Source organism: Dyella sp. (assembly GCF_036568765.1).
Taxonomy (GTDB): Bacteria; Pseudomonadota; Gammaproteobacteria; order Xanthomonadales; family Rhodanobacteraceae; genus GSA-30.
The window spans coordinates 1-19,592 of sequence record NZ_DATCRY010000045.1 but is presented as its reverse complement, the minus strand read 5'-3'; the positions used below and the strand labels follow the sequence as shown (position 1 = coordinate 19,592).

Below are 19,592 nucleotides of genomic sequence, written 5' to 3'. Positions count from 1 at the left end.
CGCATTGGGGTTCGGCACGGTATAGCCGTTGGTCTTGCCGCCGTGGTTGATCGCCGTCGCCTTGATCACCCCGTAGATGTGATCGCCATCGGCGATCGCCTGGGCCAGCGGTTTGAGCAGGACCGCGCCCACACCCTCGCCTGGCACATAGCCTTCACCGCCCTCACCGAAGCTCTCGCAGCGTCCCTTGCCCGAGATGAACTTGCCCTGCGCCAGCATCAAGTACTTGTTCGGGTGAATCGAGACGTTCACGCCACCGGCAATCGCTACCGAGCAACCGCCGCGCTGCAGGCTCTCGCAGGCCAGGTGGATCGCCGTCAGCGACGACGAACACATCGTGTCCAGCGCCAGGCTCGGACCGTTGAAGTTGCAGTAGTAGGAAATGCGGTTGGCGACAGATGCCGCGCTATTGAGCATGGCGAGGTTGTTGCCTCTGGCTTGCTCTTGCGCGCCATATAGCTGGTACTCCTCGTACATCACACCGACAAATACGCCCACGCTCCCTTCTTCGCTTACCTGGGGGCGCCGCGCGACCGTTTCGCGGGTATAGCCTGCGTCCTCGAGGGTGGCATGCACGCACTCCAGGAACAGACGCTCCTGCGGATCCATCAGTTCTGCTTCGCGCGGCGAGATGTTGAAGAACAGCGGGTCGAACTTGTCGACGTCGTTGAGGAACCCACCCCACTTGCTATAGGTCTTGCCTGTTTTGCTGCGATCCTGGTCGTAGTAGAGCGTATGGTCCCAGCGTTCGGAGGGAATCTCGGTAATGCTGTCTTTGCCCTGGCTAAGGTTGACCCAGAACTGTTCCAGGTTGTCTGCTTGTGGATAACGACCGGCTACTCCGATGATGGCGATTTCATCAACAGCCTGGCTCACAGCAGGTTTGAGTCGTCCGGTATCACCACGAGCGACTCCCACCAACTCTTGCACTCCTTGCCCAAAGCGCGGCCGACGTGGCGCCGGAGCGCTCTGGACGACCGGCGCCTCCAACTCCAGAACCGGCCCGACCTCATTCGCCTCGCCCTGCGTCTCCCCCAGCACTTCGGCCAGGCGCTCGCGATGGTTTTCGAGAAAATGACCGACGAGCGCCGCAATCGTCTGGTACTCGAAAAGCAGGGTCTTGGACAACGGTCCGAACACCTGCTCCAGCGTTCGTGTCAAATCCATCACCAGAATCGAATCGATGCCATAGGCCTCCATGGGTGCGCGAGCATCGATGCTGCTGGCGGATCGCTTGAGCGCACTCGAAAGCAGCCGCACGAAGTAGCGTGTCGCTCTTTCCTGGAACTCGTCCGTCGCTTCATGCGATGCGATCGAAGGCTGCGCTGTCTTTTCCGGCGTGACGGAAGCCGTCTGGGGCAACGCGTCCACTTCCGATACCGTAGCGGCGCGTGCGCAGAACTCGCTTAAGCGAGCACAGATCGCGCCGCTCTCGTCGCACAGATCGATGTCGAATTTTTGCAAGGCATCGCTCGGGCCACTACCGGCACTCCGACGTATCGCCACCCACATGCTGCCGACGCAGGCACTCAGGGTCTCCAGCGAACCCAATGCAAAGGGCAGCATCGATACCGCCTCCCCCCAGCGCCCTGCGTCGTGTGCTTGCAGCGCGATCGCCGCTTGCAGCGCAGCATCCAACAGGCTCGGGTGAAGCACATAGCTTTCCTGCATCGGCTGAACGGCAGCGGGCAAGCTGACGCGTGCCAATGCCTGGCCCTGACCGACAAACAATGCCTCCAGGGCGCGATGCGCAGGCCCATAGCTCAGCCCCATGCGATCGAATACCGCATAACACTCCACAGCATTCACATGTGCCCGTGAGCACTGCTGCCGCATCGCAGCGATATCGATAGGGGCAACGGCATCCGGCAAAGAAGCCAGGAGCAGCGAACCCTGGGTATAGACCAGGGCATCGTCCGCCTCGGTATCGTCGTAGAGTTCGAAGCTGTATTCGCCGGGCCGCTCCGGAAACAGCGCAATATGCAAGGCGAGCGACTTGGCGCCGGCGACAATCGGACGTAGCCATACGACATCCTTCAGACGAAGGTGACCTCGGCCGGCAACCACCTCGCCGCCGACCGATCGCATCATTTCCAGTTGCGCGGCACCCGGTAGCGTGCGCTCACCTCGCACGACATGGTCGGCCAGGAAAAACTCCTTGCCGGTAAAACGACTGCTGAAGCGAAGCCCGAAGGCATTGGATGTATTGCGATGAACCAGCGGATGAAGCGTGGCCTGCCTGGCAGCCGTCGCCAATGACAGTTCCGCGTCGACCCAATGTCTCTCCTTGGCAAAGGGATAGGTCGGCAAAGCGAGGCGGCGAGCGCCCTCGGTATGCAGGCGCATCCAGTCGAAAGCATGCCCATCGATCCACTTCCGAGCTATGGCATGAAGATCTCTTTCGGCGAAAAGAACATGCCATGCGTCGTCATGCTCCATCTCGCTGCCAACAAGCATCTGCGCCTCCACAGAAAGCTCCGCGGCATAAATCCCAGCCGCGCCCGACCCGCGCACAAGCCAATCGTCCAGCCGTTCTCGCAGACTGTCGACGGAATCGACGACCAGCGCCAGGCGCACCGCCATCGCCTGGCGTCCTACCCGCAGGGTGTAAGCCAGATCGGCCAGGCTGGCGTCACGGAGTTCTGGCGATGCTAACGCCGCAAGCAACTGCCGGACGCGCTCGCGCAGCGCAGTGGCCGTCTTCGCCGACAACAGAATAAGCTCCGGAGTAACTTGGTCTCCTGACTTGTCGTTCGCATTCGCGATCGGATCGTGCGGCTCGACGTACTCTTCGATAATGACATGGGAGTTGACGCCGCCGAAGCCGAACGAACTGATGCCGGCACGCCGCGGCATCGCCACGCCATGAAGATCGACCTGTGCCGGCCAGGGCTGTGCCCTGTCGACAATGAAGAACGGACTGCCCGCCAAGGCAATACGTGGATTGAGTTTCTGGTAGTGAACCAGGGGCGGAAACGCCTTGTGCTTCATGCACAGTATCGTCTTGATCACGCCAGCCAAGCCGGCGACCGACTCCAGATGCCCGATATTGGTTTTGACACTGGCGATGCCGCAGGAGCCTTCGACAATCGCTTCGCCACGATCGGCAGCCACGCGAGCGAAAGCCATTTTCAGACCTTCCACCTCGATCGGATCGCCCTTGGGCGTACCGGTGCCGTGAGCTTCGACATAGCCAATGCTTCCCACCGGCACGTTTGCCTGCCGCATGGCTTCGGCAATGACGTTCGACTGGGCAAGCGAGCCGGGATAGGTGACCGTGCGCGCACGCCCGCCATGATTGACCGCCGAGCCACGCAATACGGCAACGATCCGATCCTTGTCGCGGATCGCCTTATCCAGCGGCTTGATCAGGATCATGGCCGCGCCTTCGCCGCGAACGTAACCGTTGGCGCGTTCATCGAAGGTCTTGCAACTTCCGTCCGGCGACAGCATGCCCGTCTTGGAGAACGAGATGAAATGCGTCGGGCTGCATAGCACGCTGACGCCACCCACCAATGCCTGATCGCATTCGCCGCGACGAACGGCATGCGCGGCCTTATGCAAGGCGACCAGCGAGCTTGAGCAAGCGGTATCGATCGGCAGGCTCGGACCGTGCAAGTTCAGGAAATACGAAATCCTGTTGGGGATAAGGGCGGTATGCGTGCCGGTGGAGACATGCCCTTCGATCGCGTCCAGAGCATGCCTGAGGTGGTCTTCGTAGTCGAAATTGAACACGCCGATGTAGACGCCGGTATTGCTGCCACTGAACGTCGCGGGGTCGTAACCTGCATCCTCCAGGCAAGCCCAGGCTTGCTCGAGCATGATCCGCTGCTGCGGATCCATCACCCGCGCCTCGCGCGCCGAGATACCGAAGAAGTCGGCATCGAAGCACTCTACGCCGTCGACAAATCCGCCCCATTTACTGGTGGACTTGTTCTTGTCCTGACCATTGACCGAATAGAACGCGTCTTTGTCCCAACGGCCTTGCGGGATCTCGCTGATGCTCGACACGCCCTGGCAGAGGTTGTCCCAGAACTGCGCATAATTGTCCGCCCCCGGAAAGCGGCAGGCCATACCGACAATCGCCATATCGCCATGGTGATGCGAATCGGCACGATACCCCTCGGCTTCCTTGCCTTCGGCATGTGTCAATTCGTGCTGGGACGGAACCTGATGAACGCTCATGATCGTGCCTATCCTTGTGAGGGTATGTCTGGATGTATTGCCTTCACCTGTCCGATGAGCCGCCTGTGGCGTTGGGTTGTCTCGATCGGATGGCTGCATTCGCATGGCGCTCGCCTGAAGCTCGCCCGGCACGGACCTGTCGATGCCGGTCCGGGGGCACGATGCGCCGGCTTGTTTTCTTCAGCTGTTGAAAAAACGAGTAAAAGAGCGCGCCAAGTGTTCTGCGGTCGCGTCCATGATCTTGATCGCGATGCGATCCACATGCCGGCTCGTCCATGGCTCCAGTTCCGTCCCCTTGACCCAGCGATTGAACGAGCCCAGCGCCGGGCCCGTCTGGATCTGGTAATTCACGCGATCGTCGCCCTTGCCTTCCATGGCGATACGCGTGCAGTACGCAAAGTACCAACGAAACACCAGGGCCATCTTGTGCTTCGCGTTGGCCTCAGCCTTGACGATCTCGTGCTCCAGGTTGACCGACTTGAAGTATCCGACCGTCTCCGACCAGATCTCTTCGAAGGTCTTCTTGAAAAACGTACCTTCCAGCTGTTTGCGGGTACGCGCGGGGATATCGTCCAGGCTCTCGTAATGGCGATAGAGCGAAAGCAGCTTGTTGGCGCGCGCAGGAAAGAACACGGATTTCTTCAGGACCTGCACCTGCGCGCCGATCTCGAACATGTCGCCGGCAGGCGCGTATTCGGTGTCCTGGATATCCATGTCCTGCAGCATCGACTTTCCATCCGCGCTCATCCCGGCTTCGACCGTGCACTGATTGATCGACCCGGTCGCAATAAAATCCGCTCCTAGCAGCCACGCTGCGCTCGCCGCTTCCGGACCGCCGATGCCGCCTGCCAGCCCCATGCAAAGAGGTTCCGCAAAGCTGTGCGTTCGCTGCATCTCGTCGCGAAGCTGCAGGAGCGGCGGCAGCATGACGGCCGCGATGCCGCCGTCGGTATGACCGCCGGAATCGGCTTCTACACAGATGTCATGACTCATGGGGATCGTCTGCGACCAGGCGGCCTGTTGCGGCGTTATGACACCTTGAGCCAGCAATCGCTCGACGATCGCCGCAGGCGGCGGGCTCATGAATGCCCTGGCCACCTCGGGGCGCGACACTTTGGCCACGATACGGTGGCCGCAGACGACCTTGCCTTGGGTGCAGGCACTCAGCCCTTGCAAGCGAAATTTGACCAGGGCGGGCGTCATCTGCATGAAAGCCGCCGCCTCGACGTTCTTGATGCCGTACTTCAGGTAGAGATCCACGACCGCTTCTTCCAGTTCGGGATACTCGTAATTGGCCAGCAAGTTCATGCCATAGGGATGCGTCGACGGGTCGAGTGCCTCCTGGATACGAACAATGCCTGCTTCGATTTTTGCCAACGACAGCCCGCCTGCGCCAAAGAAGCTCAGCAGACCGGCTTTGCCCATCCTGATAACCAGTTCAACCGAAGCAACACCCCGATACATCGCTCCCGCCATGTAGGCATATTTCAGGCCGAAGCGACGCCGAAACACCTCGCTTCCCAGCGTTGCCGCCTCGATCCGCAGTGGCACATGTCGCCCCGCCTCGGCAGCCGGCGCGGAAATCTCGACTTGGGCGATATCGGCTACTGCTGGCGTATCGAGTACCTCATCGACGATCGCCGTCTCCCTGGCTTTGATCTCCTGCACCATCCTGGTGAGCACACCGACGCCGATTTCCTGGAACTCGACGTCGCCACGTCCCATGAGATAACGAACCGAGTCCACCCATTGCACTGGCGCCGCAATCTGACGAGCGAGCATGTCGGCGATACGCGATGGATCGTAGGGACGGGCCGTCGCATTGGCGATCACCGTGATCTGGGGCGGCTCGAACGAGAACGTTTGCAGAAACTGTGCGAACTCCGCCTGCGCCGGCTGCATGTGCCGCGAATGAAACGCCGCACTCACATTCAGCATGACACAGCGCAGGTTACGTTGTGCGAACAGATCCACTGCCTCGGTAATGGCCTCCTTTTCGCCAGCAATCACCGTTTGCGTCGGTGCATTGAAGTTCGCGACATCGATTCGATCCAGGCCGTGCGCATCGAGTACAGCTCTTATCTCGCTGACAGGCACACCTAATACAGCCGCCATACCACCGCCTTTGGCCGCCGCCATCAGCTCGCCGCGTCGCTTCACCAGGCGCAATCCGGTTTCGAAAGAGAATGCACCGGCAGCCAGCAAGGCGTTGTATTCGCCCAGGCTGTGGCCAGCGAGAAAGTCGGGTGCCGAAGACGTCCCGGCATGCAGGTCGCGCTGACGGAAATAGTGCAAGGCATTGACCACATACAACGCGGGCTGTGTGTATTGCGTCTGGGAAAGACGCCCCTCGGGGTCATTCAGACACAGATCCTCGATGGAATAGCCAAGGATCTGCGACGCCCCCTTGACCAGGTCAGGAAACAGCGGAAAGAGATCCTTGCCCATGCCTTTGAATTGCGAGCCCTGGCCGGGAAAAATGATTGCCTTCATTTTGCGTGACTCCAGGGTGCGCAAGGCCCCTGCCGGTTGGTCTTGAAATTCCGATGCTGTCTGGCTGCAATGCTGGGCCATCTGCGGCGTTGCAGGCCCGCTAGTCGCCACCAGCGCATTCAACCGATGCATGTCGCCGCCGAATGGCGACATGACGCTGACGATGTCCGATGCGGAATCAGAGGCCAGTCCGTACTTCAGGAAGGTCGCCATGGCGCCGCCCGGACTGACATCGACATAGCGATAGCTGCCTTGCGATTCGATTCGATCAGTAGCCTGCTGAAACAGAATCGGCCATCGCACGACGGACCAGAAATAGTCCGCAGGCAGTTCGCGCCATAGCTGCCCCGTCGCGCAACAGATGAAAGGAATAGCTGCCGGCTTAAGCGGCAGCGTCCTCAGAAATGCCTTGTATGCCGCCTCTGCCGCATCGATCCAGCGAGAGTGAAAGGCAAAAGCCAATGGCAGGCGCTGGAACGATACGGCCTGCTTGCGCAGGAGAGCCTCGACGGCGGGTGCATTCGATTCAGGCAACGAAAGCACTGTATGCGTGGTGAAGTTCTGTGCGCCAAGCTCGCAAAGATCGAGCAGCGGTGCCGTGATGTAGCGCGCCGGCTCCCCAACGACGGCGATCATGCAGCCTGGTTCGCTGTGCGCTTCCACGACGACCGCTTGTTCGATGACCGCACGCAGTGCCATGTCAGGATCGAGACAGCCGGCAATAGTCGCCGCAGCGAATGCTCCCAGGCTCGCTCCTAAAACAGCGTCGGGCCGGACGCCGTTGTCGATCATCGATTTGGCCAACGCATATTCCACCGCGAAAATCGCGGCATGGCTGACCAAAAGGCGTTCTAAGGAAGCGTCGCGGGTGTCGTGCTCGGTAAATAACGCACCGATTAATGACTTACCACAGTATTCCTGCATTAAACGATCGGCACGTTGCGTCGTGGCGCGAAATGATGCGTCGCCGTCAAATAGCTCCCGACCCATTTGAAAATACTGTGAACCTTGTCCCGAAAATAGAAATACGTTTTTTACCTCCTGCGCGCGCATGGGCGCCCACGATTTCGCGTCTAAATCATGCCAACGGCCCTGATCGGGTCGAACGGGCATTTCAAACGTAGAGGACGGACCGTACAAACAGCCTCCTGGAACGCAGGCAAACAGGCTAACGCCTTAAAAGTCGCGCAAGGAAACGGCCACGCCCCTCTGGCATGTCAGTCGCTCAGAATCAGGATGCCGCCGTTTTATTTCATTTCGCCGCTCGCGGCGCTGAATACCCGACCTATGTTTGCGCGCGCAGCGATAGCGGGCGCATATCCGTCCACACTTCGCCAATAAACTCCAGACAGGACGCTTTCGAACCTTGTTTGCCAGCTTTCTTCCAACCGTGGGGCACCGCTTTATCCGATGGCCAGATCGAATACTGACCCTCGTGATTGACCACCACTTCGTACATTCCCTCTGACTGACTCAGGCTCGTCATGCATGCTCCTGTGCAAAAAACCCGACGATCGCCGCTACGGGGCGATCGATCTGTCGCTAAATGAAAAAGCTGTTCATATCGTGTCGTGCCCGCTTGAGCGCGGCGTCGATCCTGTCCGTGTCTGTGAATAGCTCACATGGACAAGTGGCCGGGAGGGACGCGTTCGCCCTCGCCTCGGCCACACTTGGCGCGACCGCCCTAAGGGCGCCCACGCATAGGTTCCTGCCATCTCCATGCACCCTCCACCCTGAGTTCCCGGCTTGGCCGCGCTCATCGCCTCGAGGGCGATGAGCTTTGTCTTCCTCCTGGCGCATTGGTCCGATCTACAGTGCCCAAGCGTGCGAATCCGGCTGTGCCCAGCCACGCATCAGCTTGATTAACCTGATCTATTTTTCAATACGCCAGGAATCATCCCGTGCCACGGCGATCCCCTTTTGTCGCCGCTCTTATACTTCGGAGAATGACGGCTCGTTTGTCAACAAGCAATATCTTGCGATAAATCGCAAGATATTGCTTGTTGTTTAAGCGCCTAATCCTGCGGGCTTTTATGCGAGAGCGACAGTCAGGCGACAGGTCGCTGCCAGACGAAGTAGGTCAACACTGTGTCCGGATCGACAAAACCAACACCGACATCGCAGATCTGGTTCCCTACAAAGCGCTCGCAGAGCGTCTCGGTGAGGCGCAGCTGGATGACACCTCGCTCGATATCGAGCATCGACACCTGCGCGGCACTGAAATCGAAATAGCGCCCCACGGCGGAGAAAGCCCCCTTGAAGAAACTTTCCTTGGCGGAGAACACCGCGGTGAGCAAGACATTGAAAGGAAATGTCGACTCCAGCCGCTGAAGATAGCGAAGCTCCTGCTCATGCATGGCAGTTGCCGATAGCGCCGCACATGCATCCGCCCCCGCGATATGCTCCATATCTATACCTACGCCCGCGCATGTCTCGGCCGACAAGGCGACCGCAGCGGCGAAGCGATGTGTATGGGAAATGCTGCCCACCACGCCCGATGGCCAGATCGGTTGGCGCGATGTCCCGGCAGGTATTTCGGCGGCTGAAATGTTCAGTGCCTCAAGCGCCTTGCGCGCCATTGCCCGGCCATGGAAAAACTCCGCCTGGCGCTTGCGGACGCTGCGTTCTACCGCGGGAGGACAAGCGATATCGTTTGTGGCGAACGCTTCGAAAGAGAAGGCTTCGATGTCGAAGGCTGTCAGGTGAACGGGAAGCAGCAGGCCGTTTGAAGCGCGCACGATGAGCTTGCACGATCGATGCGCAGCGTCTGCCCGGGCGTCGATCCATGCTCTGTCCTGGTCGGAGAGAACGAATTTGCTCAAAGTATCGTGTCGCTGGTGTCGGATCTAAAGGCCGAGTGCTCCCGGAGCATGATATCTGCATCGCTTCGTAGGTTCCTCCCTCACCCCAGCCGGGATACAGCCGCCTCATCCGGAATTGAGTTTGCGCGGCCCGATGCTAGGGCCACGTAATACGAGATATCAACATGACTTTCTGGCCATGATCGCGGCGCACTATGCGACGCAGCGGCCTCGACCGGGACCGTCGTGTCGTTATTCGATAGCTACCGTATTTATCCAGGTTTGGTCGTTTTGGTTACTTTCCGCGCCTGGCTTTTTGCCGTTGCCTTGGCCGGGGCTGGTGCTGCTTTGGGGGCAGTTGCCACGGGCAAGGACGCCGCGCTCTGCAACGCGGCATCCGTGTTGGTCAGGCGACGATCTACCGAATTCTTCATGAGCGTGCACAGCGAATCTAACCGGCAGCAGCATTCGTCGTAGGCGCCTTGAACATCGAGCGTGCCGAGTACAGCCTGATGATGCATGCCGCGCGATGGCAACGCCGCCGGCGCGCCATCGGACGCCAATGGCCAATCGAGGCTACCGTTGCCGGCGACACGAGCGGGGATGAGCCAATAATCGCCCGTAGCATAGAGACCGCCCGGCTGAAATACGATCTGCACACCGTCTTCCAAGGCGATCGCCTCGCCTTCGATCAACGGTACACAGCCTTGCACATCGTTATCCTGGCTCTGGTCCCAGCGTCGCAGCAGGGGATGCTTGGCGGGATTGCCGCTCACCGTATAAGCCGTGACGTTCTTCGGTACGGTCAAGGTAACGATTCGCTGCGCAGCATCGATGGCCATGACCTGCAGCAAGGGCGATGCTCGTTGCGCCAGGGTATAATCGTCATCGATAAGTTCTACCCAATCGTTCACCGCCAGACCCAAGCGCTGGTCGCGTCCGAGGCTGGCCAGCGAGACGGCAAGCTGCGCGCTCCCATCGCTCTGCGCCGTACTGTCCGCACGAAGCACGGGGAAGATCACCGAGCCGTTCTCGCGCGACCATTTGAAATTGGTGCCTGATGGCGAACCGTCGGTGCCGGCTGCGCCACCTTGGTGCACCTCGACCCGGTATAGCTGGTTTTCGCAGCCACGATAGCGCGCGTCGGCGGCAATCACGCAAGGATCGTTATCCGAGGCAGTCGGCCCCAATTGAGCGCGCAACCGTGGCCATGCATAGGTCGCACGCGCCCCCAGTATCTGGCCTAGCACGGTGCAGGGTTCGTTATCGGCCGGCGCGGTACCTGCGACGAGATGGCGGCGTAGCTGGTCGATGTCGGCAAGCTGTTGGTTGATGACCTTCTTGTCCGCGTCGCTCAGGGCTGCCTGCAAGCGCACCTTGAGCACGGCCGTAATCGCATCCAGGATGCCGGTCAGTTGCTTGCTGTCCCGATCGAGCAGCCGAACCTGCCAGATAGTTTGCGCGCGCGTCGCGGTATCCACCCCATCCAGCGCCGTATCGGCGATGCCCGGAGCCTCGAACGCGGAAAGATGACGCTCCCAGACATCCAGCCAAAGTGCAAAAGTGTCGGGTGGATTGGCCCAGTTGCCGCCGTCATCCGCAGGCGCCGGCGCGTATGGCTGCGTACTCAGAGTGCACACGGTCTCGTTCTGGCAAAGAATGCCATCCACATAGAAATGCCCTGGCGACAACTGCCAGTCGGCAAGGCGTGCCTGCGTGGCGATCGCAAAACCAGTACCTGCCGCCCAGCAAGACCCGACCAGGTCCGCGATCATCGTTCGTAACAGAAACAGCTGGATATTGGCCTGCTCGTTCCAATCCGCCTCCAGCAGCACCCTTCCCTGTTGTTGCATGACCTGACTGTAATGACGTGCCGGGTCAAAGGTGACACGTGCGAAGTCGCCTTTCATGTCGATCTCCTAGCTTGCGTAAAGAATGCCGGCGTCGGCATCGGCGGGTACGTATTCTTCGAGTCGCCAGGCAAGATTCGCCTCGCGCTGCGGCTCGTACAGATCGTGATAGGCGCCCATGGCGGAACGATCGGACGCCCCCGAGCGAATCTCATTGCCGCAGTAATCGCTCAGACGGGCATAATCGGGTGTGCCATAGCGCAAACTGCGGAATTGCGGAACCACCCGCAGCATCTCCTGCGCGTGCTGCACCTGCGGCGCCGCGGCAAGCGCAAGATCGGGCTGACAATGGAAACGCTGAGGCGTACGCGAGCCCTGTGGAACATAGCAAAAGCGGACGCAACCGAGCTGCCGACGCAGCACGCATACCGGACTGGTGAAAATGCAATCTTCGGCAAGGCGGATGCTATGCGTCTGAATCTGGCCGATGACGGTACAACGCTGCAGACTCGCCTCCACATAGGCGACGACTTCGTCGGGCGCGCCAAGGGCTACGCGCTCGACACCCGTGGCGTCCACTATGCTGTCGCATACATGCAATGTCGGTGGATCGCCGCGCCGCACCGGCCCGATCACCGAGATCGGGCCGACGATGCTCTGTTCGATGCGCAAGGAAGCGCGCGTAGCATCCAACGTGATGCTCGGCTCGCCCGGCCGCTTCGGATCGCAGTTGCAATGCAAGGACCAGCCGGGCACCAGCGTGCAATGCCGGATCACCAGCTCGCACATGTCGGGCTGCGGCTCTCCTTCGCCCGAATCTTCCGGTCCGTGCACCTCGACGCCTCGGCCGACGATCATTAACCCGTCGAGCAGCAATCGACTGCCCGAAGCACCGCTGACCCCAAGTGCGTCGGGCTGGCTGGCGCGCGCATCCAGCAGGCGCAGGATCGGCCGCGTGCGCTCGGCGGCACGCAACTGGATCGCCTCGCCCGCAGCAAGCTGCAGGTCGATACTCCCTTCATAGATGCCGCTCTCGGCCAGTTCGATGATCAGCGCACGCAATGATGTGTCGGCCGTCTTTGCTTGCATCCAGGCAACCAGTGCATCGGCGATGCTCGCGAAATGCCCGGACGGTAGTGGCGCTGCGGCACCGCTGGAGGGCAGAACGGTATGCACGATATAGCGCGTCGCATTCTCCAGCTCGGGCGTCGCCCGTCCGTATTCGCCACCGCCCAGGTTCGCGGCAAATCCGTAACGATACGAAACCCACACTCCGCGCTTAGGGCGCTGATTGGCAGGAAACAACAGACGTCCACGCTCCGGATCGACAGCAACGCGACCGCGCGGCACCTGATAGCGCCAGGCAGACAGATCGGCAGGAATCAACGCATCGATGGGTACCGGCTGCCCTTGCCCCTTGGCTGGCCAGTCGGGCGCATAAATCAGTACGCTTCTATCGGAGCCATAGAGCGCTGGAGACACCTTCGCATAATCCGCTTTCGGTCCACGCTCGGCAAAGCGATAGCGACGCAACGGTACGGGCAGATTGTGCTCCTGTGCGATATGGGTCGGTTTTGTTTCTTCGTCCGGCTGCTGGAACAGCGGCGTATCGTTGCCGAGCACGCTGAAGGTAAAGCACTGCGGGCCGCGCTCTTCCAGACAGTACGCTGGCGTGACCGTCACCGGATAACTGCGCAGCCGGAATACAAACAGCCCGACGTCGGGAATGCCATAGCGCCCCCTTCGATGGTGGCTGCCCAGGCGACGCACGTCGACACTGTGCGCCAGCGGATCGAAGGCGCCATGGGCCCAGCCGATGCGCTGCATCGAGCCGGGGTCGCGCAGATCGGCGGTACCGCCGCGGCTCAGATGCGGATGATCCAGATGCTGCATCCGACCAAGGAGGCGATAGAACTCCACCGCGCGCGTGGACCACCCTGCGGCATCGCGTCCCAGATCCTCCAGCAGCGACAGTGTGCCCTTGCGTCGACGCGCATCGATGGTATTGGCCACGTCGGCACGTGGCGCAAGCACTTGGCCAAGGCGTGCCGCATGCACACCAGCATCGACCAAGGCCGCCTCTGGCAGCAGGCTGTAACCGAGCAGGTCTCCTATGTAAGGCACCACCCAGTCATCGCAGGTTTCGATAAACCAGTTGTCGTACAACCGCGCTATGTCCTGCTCGATGACGTTCACCTGGGCGGAAATCACCCGTAGCAAGTCCCGCAGCGGATAGCCCTGCTCTACATCGCGCATGCGGTAGACCACTGGCATCAGGTCATACAGGCGATCGGAGTTGGCGGTCATGGGGCGGCCTCCTGCAGCAGCAACGTATCGGGAACGGTCGGCAGGAAGCAGGCGATCTGCGCCGGCTGCGGCTGCCCATCGCTGTCGTAGTGGCCAGGCAGCGCCTGGACGCGTTGATCGACTCCGGGCCGATTGATCGGCAGCGATGTCTCGTTCGCTGGCGTTCCGGCAAGCAGGGTCAACCCACCGTCGCTTTCCCCGCCCTCTTCTCGGCCATCGCCGAAGCCGGCCAGCACGGTAGCTTCATCGAGGTAGCCGAAGGCGTCGGCATCGACCCAGGCCACCCCCTGTACGGATTGAATGCAGGCAACGACCTCGCTCAGGTAGACGTTCTGCGCGAGCTCGCGCCGCTCGAAGCCGAAGCGACCGAGCAAGGCCGCACGCACCCTGGGCTCGACCGATTCCCAGGCATAATCCGGCGCCAGCCCCACTTTCGCGCTTAAGCTGAGTGCGAGCAGCTCGCGCACATCCAGGCTGATCGGCAACGCAGGATCGCCATACTGTTGCAACGCCTGCAGCAGGTTGCGGTAGAGATCGGAGGTCATATCGATCGGCGCATCCGCCGCACCGGCAATAGTCACACGTACCTGGCCGCCCAGCTTGATCGCCGACGCTTTGCCGACGCCTCCAAACGTACGGGCGAAATCCGCGTAGTCCGTGATCGACACCAGGCGATCCAGCGCAAGCACCGCCAAAGGCACGTTCTGGCGCGCCTGATCGCGCGTCTCGGCATCGGCACCGCCCGAAGCGCGCAGCGGATTGACGACGTTCTTTACTCCCAGCGGCTTGGTTGTCAGCAAGGTAATCTGCCCGGCATCGACATTGCCCGGCGTTCCAATACCGTTGCGGTAGACCGCAGTGATGTTCTCGATACCGGTGGGCAGGCGTGCGCCATGCGTGCCGTCACCGAAGGTCACCGAGGTCTTGCCGCTATCGTCAGTAGCTGTCACAAAACTGCGTTCGTCACCGTCGACAAAGGCAAGATTGCGCACTTCGTGCCATTGCACCTCATTGACACGGATGGTAAGCGTGCTCTGAACCCCATCTGCCGTGGACGCGGAGACGTAGGTCAGTGGAGGTTGCTTGAGCGCAAAGGCCTGCATCGGCGTGGCTCCGTTGCCGTTGCCCAGGACTTCGTTGCGCGTTTCGCCGTTCGTCGCGCGCACCACGTTGGCGAAAATCGAGACGCTGCTTCGCTTATAGGTGTAACTAAGTCCAGTGTTCGCAAATACCAGGGTGCTATGCACGGTATCGCCCGGAAGATCGGACGACACGGTCTGCTCCACCGCCAACAGCATCACCAGCTCGGCTGCGGTGACGGCATCGGTGCCGGGCACATCGGTGCGTTGACCTTGCACGATGACCCAGCGCCCGGGCTTGAGGCCGTCGACCGGTGCATCCAATGTCAGCCGCGTGGCGCCGTCGCCTGCGACGCCCGCACTGACTGCGCCCACTTGGCCCACATCATCGGCGATGGACAGCTCAGCGAGTGGCAACATCTCGCTCTGCGCATGCACCACCGTACCGCGCAGCGATGTTTCGTCGGGCTCTGGCCACACATTCGGACTATCGTCATCGGCACCGACAAGCGTAATACGCGTGCTCTTGCCACTGACCCCATAAGCGCTGCGCGGCATCACACGCGCCTGCGCAATCTGGCCGACAACGGGAATCTCCGCTTGCGGATCCTGGATCAGGACATAGCCACCGGCGGTCACGGCATCATAAGCATTGTCCAGCCACAGCACATCGTCCCGCTCATCGACACTCAGGCTGCCGGGCGTCGGCGTGGAGGTCCACTGATTGGCGCTGTCTTTCTTTTGCACGATGCTGGTCGGCACCGGCGCGTTGTAGCCAAACAACGCGGATGTCACGCGCATGGCAAACACGCCGCTCAGTTCAGGGGACGGGTCGCCATGCTGCACATGGGTCCAGGCGGTATAGAAGGTATCCACCAGCGGTCTGGCGAAGTTCAATAACAGTTGCGGGCGGGCATCGCTGGCCCGGCCCAACGCCGTGGCCAGGCTGCGCTGCAGGTGCAGACTGTTGGTCGGTTGCAGCGACATGGGCTGGACAAGGGCTTTGAACAGATCGCCGAAGTCCGCGTGCGTTGGCTTGCCTGTCGATCCTCCGCCGAAGGCCTGTTCGACGCTACCGGCAAAATCGATGACGGGCTGCGGACCGCTCTGGTAACCCTCCATGGCGCTGAAGGTGCGCACAAATTCAATAAAGCTGCCGCCATTGTTCTTGCCCAACAGCAGATCCTGGCGTATCGCCTCAAGGTTGCTCAACCAGGTAGCGTTGCTATAAGTCAGCAAGCCGATCGCCTTGTTGATGGCTGCGAGTATCTGTACGGTGACCGGATCGAGCGGCTGCAGGATCACGCGGCTTCGTTGCTGTTCTGGCGGCAATACCGCCCCTGTAGCCGGATCGGTTTGCAGGAATTCTATCGATTGCACCCGGCGGACAGCGGTTACGCCAGCAGCCAGGTTGCCAAACAGGAACAGCAGCGTGTCATTGGATTTCAACTGGGTATTGGCGCTGGCCACCCATAGCTCGCCGAGCGCGCCGACCGTGTCGACGGAGATGTTCTGCGGTTGGGTCATGCGCGGCCGCAACGTATTCCAATCGTGGCGCGCATCCAAAGGCTCGGCCGTCTCGAACGTCTGCATCTGCTCGCCGGGCGCAGGTACCGACTGCGCCTTGGCCCCGAGCGGAATCGTCACCGGCCCCGAGTTGTCGTCGATGGTATAGGCCAGGTAGACACTGGCCGCTACGCCCGGGCGCAGCCGGTAATCCACCAGCCGCCCCAACTGCAGCACCGAGCAACGCTCGGTAGCCGTGCGCAGGTAACCTTCGTTGGCAATGCGTTCCTGGTAAAAACTCAAGACGTCCGCGCCGATAGCCCAGGCATCCAGCAAGGCCATCGACGGATCGTCCAGCGCGCGCGTCCGTAATCCAGACAACGCCGGCAGCGCGGCATCGCTGAGATCCAATTGCATACTGGCAAAGAAATCGGCGTATTTACCGACGCGGTAGGCCAGGCTGCTCAGACCCGGGCGATTATAGAGAGACAGGGGCGTGTGCGCGTCAGCGCCACAACCGCAGGCGCAGGCATGCTGGCCACAAGCGCTGCAGCAGCTCATCGGCCACCTCCCATCGTAAAGACTATGCTGCCGTGATCGGGGTGATCCGGATCGTTATCCACCTGAGCGATTTCGTTGGTTGCCAGATGCAGCAGACCGTCGTCAGGCACGCCATCGGGAGGGCCGGCGTCCAGTCGCGCCAGGGTGCGAACCTCGACATGCGCCACGCCGGTGATCGCCTGGGCCTGGGCCATCAACGCACTGACACTGACCGGCGCCCCCAGGAATAACCGATCCGGATGAAAGAAACCCGGCGTTCCGTCACTGCGCAAGCCGGCGCTGAAGTCATCGAGAAGTTGCGCTCGGACGTGCGCAGTCAGGAAATCCGGCAGAACGCAAACGAACAGCTCGATCGTCAAGGGCACGTAGCGCGCCGAGCGCACGGCGATGTCGTGGCCGATGCGTCGATAAGGGTACAGACCGGATTTCACCTGCCCGGCCAGTGCTGGATCGAGGGTATCGCGACCAAGCGGATCGACCACGACATCCGCCTCGTACCAGCTTCCGTTCCACGCCATCGCGCACGCTGCGCCCTGCAATGCCCGATTGCGTGCAGCGAACATGGCGTAATCGTCGGCGAGGATGGCACGCAATGGCTGGGCGCGGAACGCACCCGGCGCATAGAGCTTGACCTCGGCCAGCGTCTCCGCTGCCTGGCCACCCGTGGCCGGCAAGGGATTGCGCGGCACCAGCCCGGCGGGCGGTACACCGGAACGTTGGGCAAGCCACACGATGCTCTCGCTGCCAACGTTGCCCGCCGTACCGTTGCCGATGCGGGTGCGCGCACGAAAGAAATCGCCGGCTTGTGGCTGACGGCCTAGCACGCCATCGCCAAAGCGCAGGTGAGCCGCTCCGGTATCGTCCACCTCGACGACAAAATGTCGATCGTCGGGACCGCTCCCGAGCAGATCCTGGCGGGATGCCCAATACCAACGAGGATCGGGTGTACCGGCGACCAGGATGTCGCCCAGGGCTCCGCCATAAACCTCCAGCTGCGGCAGCGCCAAACGCGGATCGCGCGTCATCAGATCGCATACGGGCGCGTTGACTCGCACAGGCAACGGCTCGGCCCAGGTCAACGGCGAGCCCGGCAAGACATGGCCGGTATCGGTCGGCGGATGCAGCACATCCAGCACGGCGCCGTCGCAGCCGCAACAGCCGTACTGCGTACTTCCAGGAATCAGCCAGCAATCCTCTGCCAGATCATGGCAGCGCTCGCAGGCATCCGGCACCGCAGCCAATGCGGTAGCGAGTCCAGGATAATCGTTCGCGCCCTGCCCTGGCGGTGCGCACAACACCGAGCAGTCGCATTGCCCCGGCACATGATCGCCATGGTCGACCAGCACGATGTTGCCACGCGCAAGACTGACATCGTGCAGCCAAGTGCAATCGGGCGCCGGCTTGCGCACCGACAGGCACAGATCGAATGGCAGCGCATCGCAGGCATCCCAGCTCACCTGCAGCAGCAAGGTGCCGTCGAGCGGATCGGTCATGGGCTGCACCGCGTTCAGCCTTACCGCGTGCCGATGTTGCGGATTGGCATCGGCTGGATTGCCGCTTGCAGGCCCAATAACTTCCTCGAAGATCAAAAAATCGCCAATCTTCAGCTTCAAGGCGCGTTGTGGATGGCCAGACATCGATGCGACGGACTCCGTATCCGTCCCGTCACCGGCGGGAGCCAGCGGTGCATCTACCAGAACCGCTTGCGTGCTGCCGCGCGGAAGGCAGCACAGTTCGCCACCCCACGTATACAAGCCGATGGCGCTGTTGGCCGCCGTTACGGTCATGCTGGTTGCCCCGTCCAGCGGCATCGGCTCGAAGACCAGCGCGCCTTGCGTGCGCGCCTGCGCCAATTGAGCAGCATCGAGCACCCCCGGCGTCACTTGGGCTTGCCCCGCCGGAGGTACGAGCAACAACAATTGATCCAGATCGAGCGTCACCTCGCCGGCAGGCAACGACAGCGCCACCAAAGCACGCGCGTTGCAACCCTCATGCATGCGGTAATCCACCAGCCGTGCATGCCGGCGCACCGAAATGCGACGCCGGGCTGTCGCCAGATACGCCTCGGTCGCTACGGCGTCCTGGTAGTAGCTCAGGTAGTCGGCCGTATAGGCCAGCACCTCGACAAGCGCGATACCGATATCGGGTACGTGACGCTCCTGCCATGCCGGCACATTCAATGCCATGCGATCCAGGAACAGTTGACGAAAGCTGCCGTAATCCTTGGCGAGATAATTGATTTCCGGCAAGACAGCCGGCGACGGCACGCAAGGCGTCTGGGCGGCGCAGTCCAGGCTCTTGCAACAATCGAGACGAAAGCGCAGTGCGATACAGGCGTAGCGTGGGTCGAAGCCGGGATATGCCGTCCAGTCGGACGGGGCGATGCCGGACGAAGTATCGACCAGACAAAGGCAGTACGGCGAATGGTCGCCTTCGCGATCGAGCATTACGCGCAGGCAAGGATCGTCATGCATCTCCGGCTCGGACTCCTGGCTTACGCTCAGGACACGCAGGCCCGTAATGCGATCGCCGCCGCTCACACGGACGTTGGCAACACCGATATCCGATGGAATGGGACTGAACAGATGGATGCACAGGCTCGTGCCGTCGTCGCCGACTTCCACATAGTCGATGCCGTTGAGCTTGCCTGTCACGCGCAGGCTTTCGCGTCGCCTATCGCGGCCACAGGACGGTGGCAGACCGCAACCGATCGGGACAACGCCCGGCGTAACCGCCGTTGCATTCATGATGCGCTCCCACTGACGCTTGCCGTGCGTACATCGCCCGTGGCCAGCACCGTGTAACTCAGG

General features: G+C 61.2%; 8 protein-coding genes. All 8 read right to left on the bottom strand.

The window, feature by feature from the left end; all coding sequences use genetic code 11:
- The coding region (locus VIM98_RS03735) for a beta-ketoacyl synthase N-terminal-like domain-containing protein (protein WP_331991751.1) at positions 1–4,185 on the bottom strand (4,185 nt) is incomplete at its 3' end.
- A gap of 180 nt (positions 4,186–4,365) precedes the next feature.
- Complete coding sequence (gene fabD, locus VIM98_RS03730) at positions 4,366–7,731, bottom strand: ACP S-malonyltransferase (protein ID WP_331991750.1); 3,366 nt, start codon at positions 7,729–7,731, stop codon at positions 4,366–4,368.
- A gap of 232 nt (positions 7,732–7,963) precedes the next feature.
- On the bottom strand, positions 7,964–8,164 hold the full coding sequence (locus tag VIM98_RS03725; protein WP_331991749.1) for an MbtH family protein: 201 nt from the start codon (positions 8,162–8,164) through the stop codon (positions 7,964–7,966).
- A gap of 562 nt (positions 8,165–8,726) precedes the next feature.
- Entirely contained in the window at positions 8,727–9,416 is a 690-nt protein-coding gene (locus tag VIM98_RS03720; protein ID WP_331991748.1) for a 4'-phosphopantetheinyl transferase family protein, read from the bottom strand.
- A gap of 335 nt (positions 9,417–9,751) precedes the next feature.
- A complete protein-coding gene (locus VIM98_RS03715) occupies positions 9,752–11,389 on the bottom strand; it encodes a DUF6519 domain-containing protein (protein ID WP_331991747.1) in 1,638 nt (545 codons plus the stop codon).
- Positions 11,390–11,398: 9 nt separating this feature from the next.
- Entirely contained in the window at positions 11,399–13,636 is a 2,238-nt protein-coding gene (locus VIM98_RS03710) for a hypothetical protein (RefSeq protein ID WP_331991746.1), read from the bottom strand.
- Positions 13,633–16,782, bottom strand: a complete 3,150-nt coding sequence (locus VIM98_RS03705) for a putative baseplate assembly protein (RefSeq protein WP_331991745.1) — start codon at positions 16,780–16,782, stop codon at positions 13,633–13,635. Before VIM98_RS03705 ends, VIM98_RS03710 begins: the two co-directional genes overlap by 4 nt.
- Positions 16,779–19,529, bottom strand: a complete 2,751-nt coding sequence (locus VIM98_RS03700) for a putative baseplate assembly protein (protein WP_331991752.1) — start codon at positions 19,527–19,529, stop codon at positions 16,779–16,781. Before VIM98_RS03700 ends, VIM98_RS03705 begins: the two co-directional genes overlap by 4 nt.
- Positions 19,530–19,592 lie beyond the last annotated feature (63 nt).